19 protein-coding genes are annotated in these 17,754 nt (G+C 73.6%); 11 read left to right on the top strand and 8 right to left on the bottom strand.

Annotated features, from left to right (window positions below; genetic code table 11):
* Window positions 1-166 precede the first annotated feature (166 nt).
* Both ACFWIC_RS03565 and ACFWIC_RS03560 read right to left on the bottom strand, forming a co-directional pair.
* Window positions 167-2,590: an endonuclease/exonuclease/phosphatase family protein gene (locus ACFWIC_RS03565; RefSeq protein ID WP_380515466.1), complete on the bottom strand. Its 2,424-nt coding sequence runs from the start codon at window positions 2,588-2,590 to the stop codon at window positions 167-169.
* 322 nt (window positions 2,591-2,912) lie between these two features.
* Complete coding sequence (locus tag ACFWIC_RS03560; RefSeq protein WP_329879098.1) at window positions 2,913-3,899, bottom strand: LuxR C-terminal-related transcriptional regulator; 987 nt, start codon at window positions 3,897-3,899, stop codon at window positions 2,913-2,915.
* A gap of 471 nt (window positions 3,900-4,370) precedes the next feature.
* On the opposite strand from ACFWIC_RS03560, the gene ACFWIC_RS03555 reads away from it, so the two are divergent.
* On the top strand, window positions 4,371-4,583 hold the full coding sequence (locus ACFWIC_RS03555) for a hypothetical protein (RefSeq protein ID WP_329879099.1): 213 nt from the start codon (window positions 4,371-4,373) through the stop codon (window positions 4,581-4,583).
* A 7-nt stretch (window positions 4,584-4,590) separates the two neighbouring features.
* Window positions 4,591-4,863 (top strand): hypothetical protein, encoded by a 273-nt coding sequence (locus tag ACFWIC_RS03550; RefSeq protein ID WP_329947597.1) that lies wholly within the window; start codon window positions 4,591-4,593, stop codon window positions 4,861-4,863.
* Window positions 4,864-5,390: 527 nt separating this feature from the next.
* On the opposite strand, the gene ACFWIC_RS03545 is transcribed toward ACFWIC_RS03550, so the two are convergent.
* Window positions 5,391-6,494, bottom strand: coding sequence for a HoxN/HupN/NixA family nickel/cobalt transporter (locus ACFWIC_RS03545; protein WP_329879101.1), 1,104 nt, complete (start codon window positions 6,492-6,494; stop codon window positions 5,391-5,393).
* A gap of 299 nt (window positions 6,495-6,793) precedes the next feature.
* On the opposite strand from ACFWIC_RS03545, the gene ACFWIC_RS03540 reads away from it, so the two are divergent.
* Both ACFWIC_RS03540 and ACFWIC_RS03535 read left to right on the top strand, forming a co-directional pair.
* Window positions 6,794-8,698 (top strand): CocE/NonD family hydrolase, encoded by a 1,905-nt coding sequence (locus ACFWIC_RS03540; RefSeq protein ID WP_380515461.1) that lies wholly within the window; start codon window positions 6,794-6,796, stop codon window positions 8,696-8,698.
* Window positions 8,699-8,848: 150 nt separating this feature from the next.
* The gene (locus tag ACFWIC_RS03535; protein WP_380515458.1) at window positions 8,849-9,508 is read left to right on the top strand and encodes a DUF6461 domain-containing protein; all 660 of its coding nucleotides are present in this window, start codon (window positions 8,849-8,851) and stop codon (window positions 9,506-9,508) included.
* Window positions 9,509-9,624: 116 nt separating this feature from the next.
* Here the strand turns inward: ACFWIC_RS03535 and ACFWIC_RS03530 are convergent, their stop codons facing one another.
* The 3 genes from ACFWIC_RS03530 to ACFWIC_RS03520 are packed head-to-tail and all read right to left on the bottom strand — an operon-like array spanning window position 9,625 to window position 10,459.
* On the bottom strand, window positions 9,625-9,810 hold the full coding sequence (locus ACFWIC_RS03530; protein ID WP_380515455.1) for a hypothetical protein: 186 nt from the start codon (window positions 9,808-9,810) through the stop codon (window positions 9,625-9,627).
* Window positions 9,798-10,094 carry a hypothetical protein gene (locus ACFWIC_RS03525; RefSeq protein WP_329947601.1) on the bottom strand — a complete coding sequence of 99 codons (297 nt, stop codon included), beginning with the start codon at window positions 10,092-10,094 and terminating at the stop codon, window positions 9,798-9,800. Before ACFWIC_RS03525 ends, ACFWIC_RS03530 begins: the two co-directional genes overlap by 13 nt.
* Window positions 10,091-10,459 carry an ATP-binding protein gene (locus tag ACFWIC_RS03520; protein ID WP_329947602.1) on the bottom strand — a complete coding sequence of 123 codons (369 nt, stop codon included), beginning with the start codon at window positions 10,457-10,459 and terminating at the stop codon, window positions 10,091-10,093. The genes ACFWIC_RS03525 and ACFWIC_RS03520 overlap by 4 nt, the downstream gene beginning before the upstream one ends.
* Window positions 10,460-10,597: 138 nt before the next feature.
* On the opposite strand from ACFWIC_RS03520, the gene ACFWIC_RS03515 reads away from it, so the two are divergent.
* The 4 genes from ACFWIC_RS03515 (at window position 10,598) to ACFWIC_RS03500 (ending at window position 13,822) form a co-directional block, all read left to right on the top strand.
* Window positions 10,598-11,620 carry a helix-turn-helix domain-containing protein gene (locus tag ACFWIC_RS03515; protein WP_380515451.1) on the top strand — a complete coding sequence of 341 codons (1,023 nt, stop codon included), beginning with the start codon at window positions 10,598-10,600 and terminating at the stop codon, window positions 11,618-11,620.
* On the top strand, window positions 11,617-11,841 hold the full coding sequence (locus ACFWIC_RS03510; RefSeq protein ID WP_329879162.1) for a DUF397 domain-containing protein: 225 nt from the start codon (window positions 11,617-11,619) through the stop codon (window positions 11,839-11,841). Before ACFWIC_RS03515 ends, ACFWIC_RS03510 begins: the two co-directional genes overlap by 4 nt.
* A 73-nt stretch (window positions 11,842-11,914) precedes the next feature.
* Window positions 11,915-12,748 (top strand): class I SAM-dependent methyltransferase, encoded by an 834-nt coding sequence (locus ACFWIC_RS03505; protein WP_380515448.1) that lies wholly within the window; start codon window positions 11,915-11,917, stop codon window positions 12,746-12,748.
* Between the two features lie 183 nt (window positions 12,749-12,931).
* On the top strand, window positions 12,932-13,822 hold the full coding sequence (locus ACFWIC_RS03500; RefSeq protein WP_380515446.1) for a prohibitin family protein: 891 nt from the start codon (window positions 12,932-12,934) through the stop codon (window positions 13,820-13,822).
* 89 nt (window positions 13,823-13,911) lie between these two features.
* Here the strand turns inward: ACFWIC_RS03500 and ACFWIC_RS03495 are convergent, their stop codons facing one another.
* Window positions 13,912-14,682: an alpha/beta fold hydrolase gene (locus ACFWIC_RS03495; protein WP_380515443.1), complete on the bottom strand. Its 771-nt coding sequence runs from the start codon at window positions 14,680-14,682 to the stop codon at window positions 13,912-13,914.
* Between the two features lie 23 nt (window positions 14,683-14,705).
* Entirely contained in the window at window positions 14,706-15,728 is a 1,023-nt protein-coding gene (locus tag ACFWIC_RS03490; RefSeq protein WP_380515440.1) for a MerR family transcriptional regulator, read from the bottom strand.
* A gap of 62 nt (window positions 15,729-15,790) precedes the next feature.
* On the opposite strand from ACFWIC_RS03490, the gene ACFWIC_RS03485 reads away from it, so the two are divergent.
* From ACFWIC_RS03485 to ACFWIC_RS03475, 3 genes are all read left to right on the top strand, one after another.
* On the top strand, window positions 15,791-16,570 hold the full coding sequence (locus ACFWIC_RS03485; RefSeq protein WP_380515437.1) for a maleylpyruvate isomerase family mycothiol-dependent enzyme: 780 nt from the start codon (window positions 15,791-15,793) through the stop codon (window positions 16,568-16,570).
* A 144-nt stretch (window positions 16,571-16,714) separates the two neighbouring features.
* Window positions 16,715-17,209 (top strand): MarR family transcriptional regulator, encoded by a 495-nt coding sequence (locus tag ACFWIC_RS03480; protein WP_329879167.1) that lies wholly within the window; start codon window positions 16,715-16,717, stop codon window positions 17,207-17,209.
* Window positions 17,206-17,673 carry a MarR family transcriptional regulator gene (locus ACFWIC_RS03475; protein ID WP_380359927.1) on the top strand — a complete coding sequence of 156 codons (468 nt, stop codon included), beginning with the start codon at window positions 17,206-17,208 and terminating at the stop codon, window positions 17,671-17,673. Before ACFWIC_RS03480 ends, ACFWIC_RS03475 begins: the two co-directional genes overlap by 4 nt.
* Window positions 17,674-17,754 lie beyond the last annotated feature (81 nt).

Here is a 17,754-nt window from a genome sequence, read left to right as displayed (position 1 = left end):
ACTGTTCGGCGGGGGGTGCGCCCTCTCCCCCCCCCCCCGGGGGCGGAAACCCCGGCGGGGGCGGGGCGGGGAACCCCGCCCCCCCCCCCCTCGGCCGTCCTGCGGAGCACTGCGGAGCGGACCCGCGGCGCACCCGCGGCGGACCGCGGTGAACCCCGCCGGCCGGTCACGGCTTGATGCGGACCACCTGCGGGTCGTGGTCGCTCGCCTGCTGCGCGAACTCGGCGTTGATGTGCACGATGTCGTACTTCGCGTAGCCGACCTCGGGGCTGACCAGGATGTGGTCCAGCACCTGCGAGTTGCCCTGGTAGACGTACGAGTACTGCTCCTTCTCCGGCAGCTCGTTCACCAGCGAGCGCAGCACGCCGTCCTTGGTGAGGGCGGCCAGCGCGGGCGAGAACTGGTAGTCGTTGAAGTCACCGAGCGAGACCACCTTGGCCTCCTTGTCGGCGGCCAGCAGCTTGGCGACGAAGGTCTGCTCGACGGTGGCCTGCTTGATCCGCTGCACCTCGGAGGAGCGGGTCGGGGCCTGGAAGCGGCTGTCGATGCCCTGGTCGCCGCCCTTGCTGTTGAAGTGGTTGGCGATGACGAAGACCTTCTTGCCGCGGAAGGAGAACTGCCCCGCCAGCGGCTTGCGGCTGCTCGCCCAGGCCTCGTCGGCCGGGGCGATCCGGCCGGGCGAGGCGGTCAGCGCGGCGCCGGTGCCGGTGCCCGCGACGTCGACGGCGGTGGTGGCGGTGCCGCCGGGGATGTCGGTGAAGGAGACCCGCAGCGGGTTGAAGAGGAAGACCTGGCGGATGTTGCCGCCGGGCTCGCCGCCGTCCTTGCCGTCCTCCGGGTCGACCGAGCGCCAGTCGTACGCCGGGCCGCCGGCCGCCTTGACCGCGGCGACGAACCTGGCGACGGTCGCGCTCGCGTCGACCGTGCCGTCGTTCTTGGCGCCGTTGTTGTCCTGGATCTCCTCCAGGGCGAGGATGTCGGGCGAGCGCAGGTTGGTGACCACGGCCTGGGCCAGCTCGGCGAACTTGGCGTCGGGGTTGGTGGCGGCCAGGTTCTCCACGTTGTAGGTGGCGATGGAGAGCTCGCGGTCGGCGGCCGGGGTGGTCACCTCGCGCTGGAGGTGGTTGTCCTGGAGCGCGCCGAGGGTGCCGGCGACGAGGGTGTAGCCGCCGAACGAGTTGTAGTCCAGCGGGCCGGTGGTCTCGCCGGTCAGCACGTCGCCGACGTTGGCGACCGGGAACGGCTGCTGGGCGACCGGCGCCTGCTGCTGCACCATCAGGCGGCCGACGTTCGGCTCGTCGTAGGACTCGTAGAGGACGCCGCCGCGCTTGCTGCGCTGGTCCTGCTTGTCCGCCGCGACCCAGAGCTCGTTGTACTTGTCGGTCGCCTGGATCACCCGGACGTCCTTGACCTGGACGAGCATGCCCTCCAGCGACTCGTAGAAGTCGAGGGTGTACTTCTCGGGGTTCAGGGCGACCCCGTTGACGGTGCCGTCGGCGCCGGCCTGCGGGCTGTAGGTGCCGGGGATGTTGCGGGTGTCCACCACGACCGGCGCGGGCAGCGCGTTGCCTGAGGAGAGCACGGTGACGGCCGGGTTCGTCAGCTGGGTGAGCGACTGCGACCCGCCGTTGAAGTTCGGGTAGTACTCCGTCACCTTGCCGGTGACCAGCACCGAGTCGCCGACCTTGACGGTCGGGTTCGCGGAGCCGGTGTAGACGAAGACGGCCTCGCTGGTGGCCGGGTCGGCGTCCGCGGTCGGGTCCTGGATCCAGAAGCCCTTGGAGCCGTACGCGCGCACGCCGGTGACGATGCCGGGCACGCCGGCGACGGTCTTGCCGGTGCGGTCCGACAGGCGGGTGGTGCCCTGGATGTCGTGGATCCGGACGGTGCCCGGCTCGGTCGGACCGGTCGGGGTGCTGCCCTCGGCCACCTCGCCCTTGGTGTTGGTCGGCGTCGGGGCGCCGGCCGCGAGGTCGGCCGCGTTGTCGTCGGTGTCGGCGAGGCCGGTCCGGCGGGCCACCGAGGCGCTGTTGGAGGCGCCGGCCACCGAGGCCGAACCCTCGTGGACCACGGCGGTACCGAAGCCGACCAGGTCGCGCACCCGCGGGTCGGCGGCGCAGTCGGCGGCGGTCTTGCAGGTCAGCGGGTCGGTGCCGCGGACGAGCGCGACGGTGCCGCTGGTGCCGGAGAGCGCGAGCGAGCCGGCCGCGTCCGGGGTGGGCAGGTCGACGGTGCCCGCCGCGCCGGCCGCCTCGGCCACCAGGTAGCGCCCGCCGGGGGCGATCGCACCGGTCAGCGGGGTGACGCCCCACTGGGAGTTGGCGCCGGGCGTGCCGGATATGTACTGGACGCTCCAGCCGTCCAGGCCGAAGGCGGCGCCGCCCTTGTTGGCCAGCTCGACGAAGTCGTTCTTCAGCGTGGCACCCGAGTTGCCGCCGCCGCCGTACACCTCGGCGATCACCGCGTCGGTCGAGGGCGCGGCCACGGCGGACGGCAGCGGGACGAGCACCAGCGAGGCGGCCAGGCCGGCCGGGAGGAGCGTGGCGCGGAGCAGCGCGCGGCGCGAGCGGGGAGCGGTGGGCGTGGTCACCGGGACGGGACTCCTAGCTCTGCCGGGCGCGCGGCGGCGCGGCACGGCAGTCGGGGGTGGTAGGTGGCCGGGCGGCGTGGGACCGGCCGGACCGTGAGGGTGGGTCAGTCGGGCGCACACCGCGCGCTCCCGCTACCCGCGTAGAAATTCGTGCGGAAGTCGGTGGGCGCCCCCCGCAGCGCCCAAAGATACGCGCGTAGAAAATGACCCGACAAGACCCCGGAGGTTAACTTCTCCGGTACGCCGAGGAATTGCCACCCCGAAGCTGTGACCCCCGCTACACGCGGCCCCGCCGGGCTGACCGGCCGGCGGGCCCGGCCGGCTACAGCCAGCCCCGCTGAGCCGCCTTCAGCCCCGCCTCGAACCGGCTCGCCGCCGCCAGCCGGTCCATCAGCGCGGCCATCTGCCGGCGGACCGTCCGCACCGAGACGCCCAGCCGCTTGGCCGCCGCGTCGTCGGTGAGCCCGGTGGAGAGCAGCCGCAACAGCTCGCGCTCACCGGCGCTCAGGCCGGTGCCCACGTCGTCGGGGCGGTCGTCGCCGAGCGGGAGGGCCGTCTCCCAGGTCTGCTCGAAGAGCGCGACCAGCGAGGCGACGATGCCCGGCTCCTCGGTGCACAGGGCGCCGGCCCGGGTGTTCTCCGGGTCGATCGGCACCACGGCGGTGGTCCCGTCGAAGACCAGCATCCGGGGCGGCAGCACCGGCGCGGTGCGTACCCGGCCGCCCAGGGCGGTCATCCACCGGGCGTAGGCGAAGGTCTCCGGGTCGTTGCGGACACTGTCCTGGTAGACGGTGCGCAGGACGACCCCGCGCCGCAGGGCGTCCTCGTCGAGCGGACGGGACGCGGCCAGACTCGCGGGGGACTGCGCGCCGCCGGGCATCACGGCCAGGCACTCACCGGTGAGCCGGGCGGTCAGCACCTCCAGCTTGGCCTGGATCGCGTCGAGGCCGACCAGCCGCTCCCCGCCGTCCACCAGGGTGGCCGAGCGGAGCGTCGCGTACTCGGCGACGGCCCGCGCGACGGCGGCCTTGGACACGGCCAGCTCCTGCTGGCGGCGGGCGAGTTCCTCCTCCTGGCGGCGGAGCAGGAGCTCCAGCCCGCGCTCCGGGCTGACCGGCCAGAGCGTGCCCGGGCGCTCGCGGGAGGCACGCAGCAGGGTGAGGTCGGCGAGCCGGTCGAGGGCGGCGCGGACGGCGGGTTCCGGGAGCCGGACCCGCACGCAGAGTTCGACCACCCCGCCCTCCGGGTCCGCCAGCATCTCGCGGTACACGGCCTCTGCGGTGCTGTCCAGGCCCAGCAGTTCCAACACGTCAACGACCCCTGAATCATCACATCAGCGCAAATGGACATCCGGACGGTCCGCCGGATCCAGATCCTTCCGCCGGTACCCCGCACCCACAAGGCACGATCCGGTCAGGCGAGCAAAACGGGACCGTCCGGTCCGCTTTCCGATCGGTCGACCGTCGCGCCGGGCCGCAGCCCCCACCCCGACCGCCGCCCGGACCCCGCCCGGACCCCCGCCCCGGCCCCTTCCCCTACAGCCGGCACACCGGTCGACCGACCGGCGTTGCAGCAAGCTGCCTGTCCGGTTGTTGCCCGCCGCTCCCCCTCCCGCCACCGGCCCCGCACCCGGGAGGATTCACCCTGCACCGCCGTCACCCCCGAGCGACACCGCCCCGAGCAACGAAGCCCCGAGCAACCACGCCCCGAGCGGCCAGGACCCGAGCCCACACGCCCTGCACCACACTCCCGAACGACCGTGCACAGAACAGGAATCGTCGTGCCGAAGACCGTCCGGCTGCTCGCCGTCGCCGCCCTCGCGCTCACCCTCGCCACCGCCGCCCCCGCCTTCGCGGCCCCGTCCGCCCAGCCCGTCGCCGTCACCGCGACCGCCCCCGGCGGGCCCGGCATCGGCTGGGACGGACCGTCGTCCTCCGGGCCCATCGGCTGGGACGTCACGCCCGCCGGCACCCCGGGCATCGGCTGGGACTGACCGGCCGGTGATCCCCGTCCACCTGACCCTCCTGGACGTCTCCGCCGCGCCACCGGGCGAGGCCGGACCGGCGGACGTCAGGGCTGCCCTGTGGGCGAACGCCGGCCCGGGCGACGGCCTGGAGCACGTGCGCGCCCGCGCGGTACCGGGGGGCGTCGGCCTGGTCCTGTTCGTCCGCGCCCCCGACCACCCGGTGGCCGAGCTCCGGGCTCAGACCCTGCTCGACCGGGCGCTGGCGGGCGGCCCCGCCCGCCGCTTCGCGGTGGCCGCCCGGTTGTAGGGCCCTGCCCCCGGCGCGGCCGGGCCGGGCCGCGCGGACCGTGGAGCCGGTGCGACGGCAGGGTGACAGGACGGTCCGTCGAGCCGCCGACGCCCCCGCGGACGGTCTGCGCCGGACGCCGTGCGCGGCCCTGCCGCCGGCCCCGCCCCTCCTGCGGCACGAGCCCCGCACGAGCCCCGTCCGGGCCGACGCCCCGTGCGGTTCGACCCCGGGTCCGGCACGCTTCCCGTGGGCGCACTGCGCGGTTCCTGACCATCCGTCCACATTTCGTTCACCCGCCGCCCCTTCGCAATTCTGGCCGATTCATGCCCATGGCTTGACCGGCTCATTACTGGCACATGCACGCCAATCCGCCCAATCCCGTGCGCGGCCCGGGACCGTCGAGGAGTTCCGGGCCCTCCCCGGGCGACCCCCGCCCGGCCCCGCCCGGCCCGGCCCCCCGGCCCCGCCCCGCCCCGCCCCGCCCGGCAACAGGAAGGCCGGCCCGGGGGCGCACCCCCGGGCCGGCCGCCTTCCCACGCGGCGCCCTACTCCGCGGCCTTGTCCCCGGCCGCGACGAGCCCCGCCGACCACTTCTCCTCGACGTTGCCGAACTTCCAGTAGGCGACGGCCGCCACCCACGTGAGCACGAAGAGTCCGACGATGGCGTACCCGACGAAGTCGAGGTCCAGCCCGGCGATCCAGGCGACCGGCCCGCTGGTGACGTCCAGCTTCTCGCCGAGCAGACCGATCAGCTCGATCGAGCCGATGACCAGGGCGACCAGCACCGAGAGCCCGGTGACCGTCAGGTTGTAGTAGATCTTCCGGACCGGCCGGGAGAACGCCCACTCGTAGGCGAAGTTCATGAACGAGCCGTCGATGGTGTCCAGCAGGCTCATGCCCGCCGCGAACAGGACCGGCAGTACCAGCAGCGCGTACCAGGGCAGCTGGAACGCCGCCGCGCCGCCCGCCAGCACCAGCAGCGAGACCTCGGTGGCGGTGTCGAAGCCCAGACCGAACAGCAGGCCGACCGGATACATGTGCCACGGCTTGGTGACGGCCCTGGTCACCCGGCCGAGGACGCGGTTCATCAGCCCGCGCTTCTCCAGCTGGGCCTCCAGTTCGGCCTCGTCGAACTCGCCCTCGCGCATCTTGCGGAACACCTTGAGGATGCCGTTGAAGGCCCCCAGGTTGATCAGGCCGAGCAGGAGCAGGAAAGTCCCGGAGACGGCCACGCCGATCAGGCCGGTCGCCTCGTGCAGGCCGGAGTCGTCCGACTCCACCTGCCCGGCGAGCGACTTGATGCCGAAGGCGAGCAGCGCACAGAGCCCGAAGACGATCGACGAGTGGCCCAGCGAGAACCAGAAGCCGACCGAGAGCGGCCGCTTGCCCTGGCCCATCAGCTTGCGGGTGGTGTTGTCGATGGCGGCGATGTGGTCCGCGTCGAAGGCGTGCCGCATACCGAGGGTGTACGCGGTGAGTCCCATCCCCGCACCGAACACCTGGCCGCCGACGTCGTAGTGCTCGGGCGCGATGACCGCGAGCAGGGTGAACCACCCGATCACGTGCAGCGCGAGGATGAACCCGCCCATGCCTGCCAGTCGGATCCACTCCTCACGGGTGAGTCTGTCGCGCCAACGGGGGGCCGTCATCGGTACGTCCTGTCGTGTGGGGGGCGGAAAGCTGGGCCATCTTTCCCCCCTGCGGGAAGCAGGTGCAAGTCATGTGCAAGGACGAGACGCTCGCCGACCGCTCCCTCCGTACCCGACGCCGCCGCCGGGCACGGCTGGACGCGGTGCGGCCGGGCCCGGACCCGCTCACCGGGCGCGCGCCCGCTTCCTCCCCTACCGTCGGAGTACCGACGCCGCGGCGCGGGCACGGTCGGCCGGGCCTGCCCGTGCCTCCCGGCCCCGCCGTCCGGCCCGCCGACCGGGACTCGATGGGAGCGGCCATGCCCTCGTACCCCTACCGCACCACCCGCGAGGACCTGCGCGTCCCCCTCCCCGACGGCACCGAGCTCTTCGCCCGCGTCCGACGCCCGGTGACCGACGAACCCGTCCCCGTCGTGCTGGAGTACTCCACCGGCCGCCTCACCGACTGGACCGCCACCGAGGACGCCCGCCGCCACCCCTGGTTCGCCGGCCACGGCTACGCCGCCGTCCGGGCCGACGCCCGCGGCCACGGCAACTCCGGCGGCCTGGCGACGTCCGATCCGGACGACGGGGCCGCCGACGGCGAGGAGCTGGTCCGTGCGCTCGCCAGGCAGCCGTGGTGCAGCGGACGGGTCGGCCTGCTCGGCACCGGCGCCGCCGGCGACGTCGCGCTGCGCCTCGCCGCCCGCGCTCCCGACGCCGTCCACGCCGTGGTCGTGGCCTGCCCCGAGGGCCCGCACCGCCTCGGCGGCGCCGTCCTCGCCGCCGACGGGCACGCCCGCGCCACGGCCCACCTCGCCGACGCGGCCCGCCCACCGGACCCGCAGTACGTCGGCGACGGCTGGCGGGCGATGTGGCTGGCCCGGCTGGAGGCCCTCGAACCGCCGCTCGCGGGCTGGCTGGCCGCCCCGCCCGACGCCCCGGTCGCGGCCGCCGCCCCCACCCTCGCCGTCGCCGGCTGGTCCGACCCGTCCGCCTCCCGCCTGCTGGACCTGCTCGCGTCCGCCGGTACCGTCCCCGTCCGCACCGTCCTCGGCCCCTGGTCCCACGGCCTGCCCGACGAGATCCTCCCCGAGGCGCTCCGCTGGTACGACCACTGGCTCCGGGACACCGACACCGGGGTCCTCGCCGTGCCCGCCCTGCGCAGCTGGCTCTCCACCCGCTGGGCCGCCGACGGCGCCTGGCCCTCCCCCGGGGTGCGCGACGTCCACTACGGCCTGGACGGCCCGCTGCGCACCGCCGGCACCGCCTCCGACGACCGCTGGGTGCACGTCCGCTCCCCCCAGCACACCGGGCTCAACGCCGGCGCCTACGTCCAGCCCGGCCGCCCCGCCGAGCAGCCGCCCGACCAGCGCGAGGAGGACGGCCGCTCCGTCTGCTTCGACTCGCGGCCACTGCCCGAACCGGTCGAGCTCCTCGGCACCCCGGTCCTGTCCCTGCGGCTGCGCACCGCGCCGACCGGCGCGACGGTCACCGCCCGCCTCTGCGCCGTCGCCCCCGACGGCACCTCCACGCTGCTCACCCGGGGGGTCCTCACCACTCCGGGGACGGCGGACTCGGCCAGCTCGGCCGGCTCGGCTGCCTCCAACGGCTCCGTCGGCTCGGCCGTCGAGGTCACCGTCGGCCTCGCCGCCGTCGGGCGCACCGTCCCGCCGGGCCACCGGCTGCGGCTCGCCCTCTCCTCCACCTACTGGCCCTGGCTCTGGCCCGGCCCCGACCCGGCGGGCTTCGAACTGGACCCGTCCCACTCCGGCCTCGGTCTCCCGATCCGCCGCCCCGCCGCCGACCCCGACCCGATCACCTTCATCTCCCCCACCCTCCCGCTCCCGCCCCCGCTGCACGTCACCGAGCCGCTCACCGCCCGCCCCGAACGCGTCACCGTGCACGACATCGGCCGCCGCGAGTGGCGCACCGAGCTCTCCCCCGCCACCGACGGCACCCGCACCCACCCCGACGGCCTGGTCCGCGACGAGCACACCGTCGCCGCCTACCGCGTCCTCACCGCCACCCCCCTCAGCGCCCGGGCCCGCGCCGACCGCACCGTCCGGGTGGAGCGCCCCGCCATCGGCTGGGACGCCACCGTCCACGTCCGCACCGAGCTGCGCTGCGACCCCACCCACCTGATCGCCGACACGCACCTGCGGGCGTTGGAGGGCGGGGACGTCGTCTTCAGCAGGGAGTGGCACCAGCGCATCCCGAGGTGACCCGGCCCGTCCCGACGCGGTCCGGGGTCCGGGGTCCACCGCGGACGGCCGCATCCGGCGCCTGCCGCCCGCGCGGGGCCGGGAATCCCGGGCGAACGGAAGATCGGACGACCCCCGCCCAGCCCCGCGGTTGCTGGCAGGATGCACCGGGTGACCTCTCCCTCTGCCCCCACCGCCGCCGACTACGGCTGGATCCGCTCCCCTGCCTCGTTCTTCGGCCACCTGATGGACACCGGGTACAGCATGCTGCTGGTGCGTGACGTCCTGCCCGAGCAGGTGCTCGGGGCGATGGGCGGATCGCCGTGGGGCACCTGCCGGGGGTCCGGCGAACTGGGCGACGCACACGCCGAGTTCCTGGAGGAGTGCGGCGACGATCCCGAGTCCGCCCTCGTCGGCGCGTTCTCCGCTCGGGACGCGGACGGCCGCGACTGGGCGGTCGTCCTGGAGCTCGGCAGCGACCTGGGGGCACGGCCCGAACTCCTGGCGACGTTCTCCGTCGGCACACGCGCCGTCTCGCACGACAGCAACTCGGGCAAGCCGATGCACTTCTTCCACTGGTACGAGAACGGTGAGCGGCGGACCGGCTTCGAGTACCCCACCCACCGGGACGGCACCACCCCCGACGACCTGAACGACCTGCTGCGCGACCTCGGCCTCGATCCCGACGGCGACAGCGACCCGGCCCTCGACAGCAAGGCGGCGGTCCTGGCGCTCGCCGAACGCCTGACGGGCGTACGGATGACGGAGAAGTTGCTGCGCGACGCCGAGTACCTGGTCGCCGAGGTCCCGGAGGAGCCGGTCGACGAGTAGGCGGGCCCCTCCCCCGGGCGGTGACCGGCGTGGCATTCGAGGCGCGGCCCTCGCGGGAGGGGGTCAAGGAGACGTGCCCTGGCGGGTCTGCCAGGGCACGTCCCGGCAAGGCACCGTCAGGGGCGCAGGCCACGAGCGGGGCGGTACCGGGGATCGCTCTCGTGCTCGTCGTCCGGGCGGCGGGGCATCCGCCGAGTGGCGATCACTCCGAGGGCGACGGTGGCGAAGGCGAGGGCGAGGAGCAGCAGGAGGGCGAGACCGACGAACGCGCGGGCGACGCCGGGGTGGCTCAGGAGTCCCACGACGGGGCCGCCGTCCCGTCGTTGTCGTCGGCGTGGTCGTGGTCACGGCTCTTGAGGACGGTGAACACGTCGAGGAGGTTGAGGACGGTGGCGGTCGAGGCGTGGCCGAAGCGGACGAGGACGCGGCCGTCGACCATGCCGGCGGTGGTGGCCGAGGGCCAGACGATGCCCAACGGTCGGCCGCGCTCGTGGAGTTCGGCGAGGAGAGCGGTGACCTCGGGTTCGGTGTAGGTCCGCATCCGGGGGTCGTCCGGTGCGATCGGCGGCTCGGGGCGGGCGCTCACGCGGCGGAGTCCAGCTCGAACCAGATCGACTTGCCCTGCCTGCGGGGGTCGGCGCCGAACCGGTGGGTGAGGGAGCGGACGAGGTGAAGACCGCGCCCGGACACCGCGTAGGGGTCGGCATACGCCCGCTGCTCGGGGAGGTCCGGGCTGCCGTCGCTGACGGAGACGCGGAGCATGCCGTCCAGGAGGACGACCACGACGAGCGGAGCCGGCGAGCCGCCGTGCTTCCACGCGTTGACGAAGAGTTCGTGGAGCGCCAACTCCGCGTCGGCGACGGTGTCGAGGGGCCACCCGGCGCGCGCCAGGGCCCCGCGCAACTCCTCACGCGCGGCCGACCAGTCAGGGGGGAGTCCAAGGGGAAACACGAAGCGACCTCCGTGGGGGGTGAAGTGGATGCCACCGAGCGCCTGATGATCAATCAAACCGATCCGGCCATGGCGCACTCATGACGCCAGCGCACACACCGTCGATCGGCGGTTGCCGAACGTGTGCGGCTCGTCACAATGAGCATGGAGCCACGGAGGCCATCTTGGCAACTCGTCTCAGATTTTTGGATAAATCCAAATCGAACACCAACCAAGGCCCCTACAGTGGCAGTTGTCGGTGGCGAACGTGACCGACAGCGGGGCACACTGGTCCGGCGAGGCTCAGAGAGGGCGGGGATGGCCACAGCAACAGGCCCGACGGTTCGACGGAGGCAGCTCGGCGCCGAACTGCGCCGTAGACGCGAGGAAGCCGGCCTCTCGCACGACGAGGTGTCCGAGACCCTGACGGGCATGAGCCAACCCAAGCTCTCCCGCATCGAGAACGGCAGAGGCGCCACCAAGGTCGACGACGTCAAGAAGCTCCTCGCCCTGTACAAGTGCGAGGACAACGACCTGATCTCGGCTCTGGTCGACCTCGCCAGGAACGGCGCACACCGAGGCATGTGGTGGCAGAGCTACGGCGTACACATCGGCCAGGTCCTCGGCGACCTGATCTCGCTTGAGGCAAGCGCTGCATCCGTCCGGACCTACGAGAGCGCCTTCATTCCGGGCCTACTCCAGACCCCCGCCTACGCGCGCGAGATCATCAAGAAGCTCAACATGCGCCCTGACGTCAACGTCGAGGCACTGGTCGACGTCCGCGTAGCCCGCCAAGGCGCCCTCACCCGGGCTGAACCGCTCACGCTCTGGGCGGTCATCCACGAGGCTGCGATCCGTTCCGGAGTCGGCGGCCCGAAGGTCATGGCCGAGCAACTCGGGCGCCTGACCGATCGAGCGGTCCAGCCGAACATCAACATTCAGGTGATGCCGATCGGCGCTCCCGCGCACCACGGTATGGGCGGAGCCTTCACGATCCTCGGATTTCCACAACGGCAGGACCTGGATGTCGCTCTGGTCGAGAGCACATTGAGCAACCTTTGGGTCGAGGGCGCCTCCGAGGTGGAGCAGTACGCGGCGAAGTTCGACGCCATCCGGGCCGACGCCCTCGGCCTGGACGACTCGCTCGCCATCATCACCGAACAGAGAGACAAGGTCACATGACGTCTATCCCGAACTCGGATGCCCTCAAATTGACTTGGCACAAGTCCTCACGAAGCAACGAGTCAACCAACTGTGTCGAGTTCGCTTCCTCCGGCGGATCCGTCTCCTACGTTCGTGACTCGAAGAATCCTTCCGGCCCTGCACTCGTCCTCTCGGCCGCCGCTCACAGCGCGTTCATCGCGGCGGTCTCCGACGGGGAGTTCGACTTCGGTCTCCTCTGACCGCGCCACCGCAGCCCACCGGCCCGGCGAACCCTTGGGGGCGCCGGGCCTTACCCTTCACCGGAAGGCGCCCATGACCTCCTCCCAGCCCTTCGACATGGCGAACAGCCGGGTGTTCGGTGAAGTGGCCGAGACCTACGACGCCGCGCGACCCGGCTACCCCGACGCCCTCATAGCCGAGGTACTCGCCTACGCCTCCCTCGGTGATCTGCCGGCCGTCGAGATCGGGGCCGGCACCGGGAAGGCCACCGTTCCGTTCGCCGCGCTCGGCACCCCGATGGTCTGCGTCGAACCCGATGCCCGGATGGCCGAGGTGCTGCGCCGCAACACCGCCGCCTTCCCGCACGTCCGGGTCGAGGTGAGCGCCTTCGAGCAGTGGCGGCCGGACGAAACCCGGTTCGGGCTGCTCCTCGCGGCCACCTCCTGGCACTGGACCGACCCGGCCACCCGATGGGACCGGGTCCACGACGCCCTCGCCCCCGGTGGCGCCGTCGCGCTCTTCTGGAACCCCCAGGGCCTCCTGGACCCCGGCCTCCAGGCCGCCCTCCGCGAGGTCGACCACCGGTACGGCCTCACCCTCACCCCGCACACCGGACTGGCCTCCTCCTTCGGCGACGTCCCGGGCCACTGGCCCGGATTGCTCGGGCAGTGGCCGGACGAGGAGTGCCGCCAGGACGGCCGGTTCACCGACCTCCGCTCGCTCCGCATCCGCGAGCGGACCCGCTTCGACACCGACCGCTACCTCGGGCACCTCACCTCGATCTCCGTCTACCGCGCCCTGCCCGCCGACCGCCGCGACCGGGCCCTCGCCGACACCGCCGCCGTGCTCGACGCGCACGGCGGGGGCATCGACGTCGAACACCACCACGACCTCTTCCTCGCCCGCACCCTCCCCCACCAGGGCTGAACCCACCCGGCCTGCCCCCCGCTCCGCACAGGAAGTCGGACCCGCCGACTTCCTGTGCGGCGTAGAGGCGGCAGGCCGACCACGCCACCGGCCATCCAGGCCCAGGGGAACATCCGCCCTACACGGCGTGAACATCAGCCCACCCGATCGCACGTGGATTCGACCCATCACTACGCTGCGGCTGTGCTGATCATTTCGCTGCTGCTCCTCATCCCCGGCTTCGTCGTGCTCGTGCTCCGGTGGCGCCGCGTGTTCGAAGGCCGCGCCGCCACGCTCGGCGGCATCGGCGCGATCGTCCTCGGCGCCCTGCTCGGCCTCACCACCGTCCTCTACGTGGTCGAGCCGTACGAGGTGGCCGTGCCGACCAGGCTCGGAAAGATCGGCGGGACGTGGCAGCCCGGACTGCACGTCAAGTCCCCGCTGACCGACGTGACCGCGTTCTCGACCCGCCCGTCCGACCTCAATCTGACGGGCGACAACACCGTCGAGGTCCGTTCCTCCGAGGGCGGCGTACTGTTCGCCGACCTCACCGTGAAGTGGTCGATCGACCCTCAGCACACGGTCGACCTCTACAAGCTGGCCGGCGACTCGGACGCCGTCCAGCAGCGTCTGGTCCTCCCCGACAGCCGCGAGATCGTCCGTAACGTGTTCGCCAAGCACACCAGCGTCGAGGGCTACAGCTCGCAGCGCGAGGCGATCGCCGGCGAGATCGACAAGCTGGTCACCGCCCGGCTCGCGCCGCGCGGCATCCTGGTCAACGGGGTCAACCTGCGCAACGTCCGGCCCAGCGACGACCTGCAGAAGGCGATCGACGCGAAGATCGCCCAGGACCAGACCACCGCGCAGGCCGAGGCCGCCGTCCGCACCGCCAAGGCCGAGGCCGAGAAGCGCAAGATCGACTCGGAGAGCCAGGCCACCGCCAACGCGGCGATCGCCAACTCCCTCACCGACAAGATCCTGATGAGCCAGTGCATCGAGGCGTTCAAGGCCGCCGCCGAGAAGAACGCGGTCTACGCCAGCCCCTGCGGCAACAGCGGCGGCACCCCGGTCATCGTGGACGGCACCAAGCGCTGAGAACGCCACCGTCCGAGCGGGCAGGCAGGGCGCGGGCAGGGCTCGCGGGCGGACAGGCGAGGCGGTCACCCACCCCACCCGCCCGCGCCCTACGCGGGGGCGGCGTCTGCCAGGAACTCCCGCAGCAGGGCGGTGATCTCCGCCGGGCGCTCCAACGAGGGCAGGTGCCCGGCCCACGGGAGATCCAGCGCACGCGCGTTCGGCAGCCCGGCGGCCACCTCGGCCACGATCCGGCGGAAGTCCGGCAGATCGTGCGCGCCCGACACCACCAGGGCGCGGGCCGTCACCGCGGACAGCACGGCCTCCGGTTCGGGGAGCTCGAAGTCCACCGCGCCCTCGGTGAGGCCCGCCTCGAAGTTGCCGCGCTGCATCCGCCCCACCAGCTCGCGGACCTCCTCCGTGGCGTCCGGCCCCAGCCAGGTACGGACGTTGAGCGCCGCCGCACCGTCCAGGTCACCGGCCTCCAGCAGTTCGTCCTCCGCGGCACCGAACGCCCGCATCTGCGGCCCCGCCACCTGCCCGGGCCGGCCCGGGCAGAGCAGCGCCAGCGCGGACACCCGCTCCGACCGGAGCCAGGCGACGCCCAGCGCGACCCGGCCGCCGTACGAGGAGCCGACCAGGGACGCCTGCCCGATGCCGAGGTGGTCCAGGAGGTCGAGCACGTCGCCGACGTCCGAGTACGGCGCCGACCCGACCGGGGATTCGCCGCAGCTGCGGAAGTCGGCTCGCACCACCCGGTACCCGGCCTCGACCAGCGGCCTCCACTGCGGGTCCCACATCCGGCGGTCGCAGACGGACGAGTGCAGCAGGACCACGGCCGGCGCGCCCTCGGGCCCGTCCACGTCGTGAGAGATGATCATCCGGCCATTCTGACGCAGTACCGTCACCCTGTCCCGGCACTTTCCTCGCGCCGACCGCCGGGCACCGCTCCCCCGACCGGCGGGAACGCCGCCGCTCTCGCGCGTCCCCGCCCGTCGGGGCCGCCGTCGCCCACCGAGAGCGCCAGCGAGTCGGTCAGCCACAGGTGGGACGCGCCGAGCGTGACCGGTTCACCGCCGGCCTCGGCCGCCAGCCGCCAGTAGCGGCGCATCCGCGGATCGCGGTCGGCGGCCACGTGGGCCAGCAGCTCCCCCCGGAACCCCGGGGTGTCCCGGCCGCCGCGCACCGACGCGTGCGCGTCGACGAACCGGTCCAGTGCGGGGCCCGCACCCGGAGCCTCCCCCGCCCGCACCAGGGGCCGCGCCAGCGCGCACGCCTCACCGATCCCCGCCATCAACGCGGCCTCGTCGGAGACCAGTTCGGCGTTGGACCGCGCCATGGCCAGCAGCGTGCGGGCCAGCGCCCGGTCACCCGCCAGCGCGACCAGCTCGGCGAACGCGACCACCTGCCCGGGCGTCGGGTCGACGGGCGGCGCGGGCACGGCCAGGGCCACGAACACGTCCAGCATCGCCCCGGACGCCGACGACACCGACGAGACCATCGTGCGCCGCCAGAAGTCGATCAGCGCGTCACGGGCGGCGCCCCCGTCCTGCACCGCGGCGACCAGCTCCAACCTGGCGGCCCGGTCGGCCGGCCCGGCCTCCTCGACCGCGCGCAGGGAGGCCCGTCGCCAGGCCAAGCCCGCGAGTTGCACGTCGAGCGCGGCGCGCTCGGCCGCGACCACCTCGGCCACGGAGCGCTCCCCGGCGAGCACGAGCCTGACGGACGGCAGCCCGAGACCGAGCCCGCGCAACCGCCTGACCAGGCCGAGCCGTTCCACGGCGGCCGGGTCGAACCTGCGGTGCCCACCCGCGCTGCGCACGGACTCGACGATGCCCTCGTCGCAGTAGAAGCGAACGGTCCGCACCGGCACACCGGTCAGCCGGGCCAGCTCCCCGATCCCGAACGTCTCGTCGAGAAAAGGCACTTGAACCTCCACCTGACTGGAGAACCTACGGTACCCGCATCACCCCCGAGAGGAGCTCCGTGATGACGCCGCCGGACATCGCCACCACCGCCACCGCCACCGCACGCCTCGTGGACGGCCTGCGGGAACGGACCGCACGGGTCGCCCGCGCCGTCGCCGGACGCGCCCCGGACACGCCGGTACCCACCTGTCCGGCGTGGCCGCTGCGGACCCTCGTCGGGCACCTCGGACAGGAACACCGCTGGGCGGCCGAACTGGTCCGCAGCGGGCAGCAGTTGCCGCCGCCCGACCCGCACCGCGCCGATCCGGGGCCCCCGGACGAGTGGGCCGAGTGGCTGGAGCAGGGCGCCGAGGAGCTGATCCGGGCCGTCCGGCGGGTCGGCGCCGAACGCGAGTCGGACACCTTCGCCGGTCCGCTTCCGGCCGCCTTCTGGTTGCGCAGGATGCTGGCCGACACCTGCGTCCACCACTACGACGCGGCGTGCGCGACCGCCACCGCGTTCGAGATCGCCGACGACCTCGCGGCCGTCGTGATCGGCGAGAACCTCGACCTGCCCACCATGCCGGCCTTCGCGGCGGTCAGGCCGGCGGTCGCCGAACTGCGCGGCCGGGGAGAGCAGATCGGGTTCCGGCCGGGGTCCGCGGAGGGCTGGGTGGTCACCAGGAGGCCCGGGGGGCTGCGGTGGGAACGCGGGCCGGTCGAGGCGGACGTGGTGGCGTCGGGGTCGGCGGCGGACCTCATGCTGCTGATCGCCCGCCGCATCACGCCGCAGGACGGCCGGGTGACGGTGACGGGCGACCGCGCCCTCCTGGACCACTGGCTGGCCCACTCGGCGTTCTAGGCCCCCCGGGAGCCGCCCCGGGAGCCGCGCCGGGGCCGGGGCGGGACCGGACCGGACCGGGGCCGGCCCACCCACCTCCGAGGCACCGTCACATCCACCGAAAAACAGTAGCCATGGACATAGTAGCTATGTACTCTATTCGCCATGAGCAAGGCTTCCCCGGGCCCCACGCCCGGCTTCCTGGTGTGGCGGCTCGCCAACAAGTGGCGCGTCGCGGTCGATCGCGCGGTGGCCCCCCTGGGTCTCACCCACGCGCAGTACGTCCTGGTCGCGTCGCTGTACGGCATGCACCGCACCGGCGAGCGGCCCAGCCAGCGCCGACTGGCCGACCACACCGGCCTGGAGGCGCTGTACGTCTCGAAGCTGGCCCGCGCCCTGGAGTCGGCCGGCCTCGTCGAGCGCGCCCGCGACCCGCGCGACCCGCGCGCCGTCCAACTCGCCCTCACCGACGAGGGCCGGGCCGTCACACGGCAGGCCGTCGAGGTGGTCCAGGGACTGCTCCGGCAACTGCTGGAACCACTCGGCGGCCTCGACGCCGAGCGGACCGGCGCGTTCACCGCCGAGCTGACGGCCCTGCTCGACGCCCCTCTCACCCCCGCCCTCCCGCACGACGAGAACACTCAGGGGACACCACCATGACCGCCACCGCACCCGTCACCACCGCGCCCGCTGCCGCACCGGCCACCGCCCGCGCCCTCGGCCTCGCCCACTACGCCGCCCGCGGCGTCCTGGAACACGTCCTGGCCCGGCACGGCGTCACGTTCCCGCAGCAGATCGCCCTGCGCGCCGCCGTCACCGCCGACACCGCACAGACGCCGGACGACCTCGTCGCCCAGGTGCAGCACGCCCTCAAGGCCGATCCGGCCGACATCCGCGCCACGCTCGACGAGCTGCTGACCCGGCAGTTGCTCGTCACGGACGGGGCACACCTTCTCCCCACGGAGGCGGGGCGCGAGCTGCTCGCCGCCACCGGCGCGGACACCGCCCCCCTCTCCGCCCGCATCTGGGGCGGGATACCGGCCGAGGACCTGGCCGCCGCGGGCCGCGTCCTCGCCCTGGTCACCGAGCGCGCCGACGCGGAACTCGCCACACTGCGCGCATGACCGCAGGACCCCGCACCGGTCCGGCACGGCTCCGCAGGGGAGCCGGGCCGGACCTGGCGGCACGCACGCGCCGCACCCCGT

Source organism: Kitasatospora sp. NPDC127035 (assembly GCF_042726075.1).
Lineage (GTDB): Bacteria > Actinomycetota > Actinomycetes > Streptomycetales > Streptomycetaceae > Kitasatospora.
This window is presented reverse-complemented; position numbering and strand designations above follow the sequence as displayed.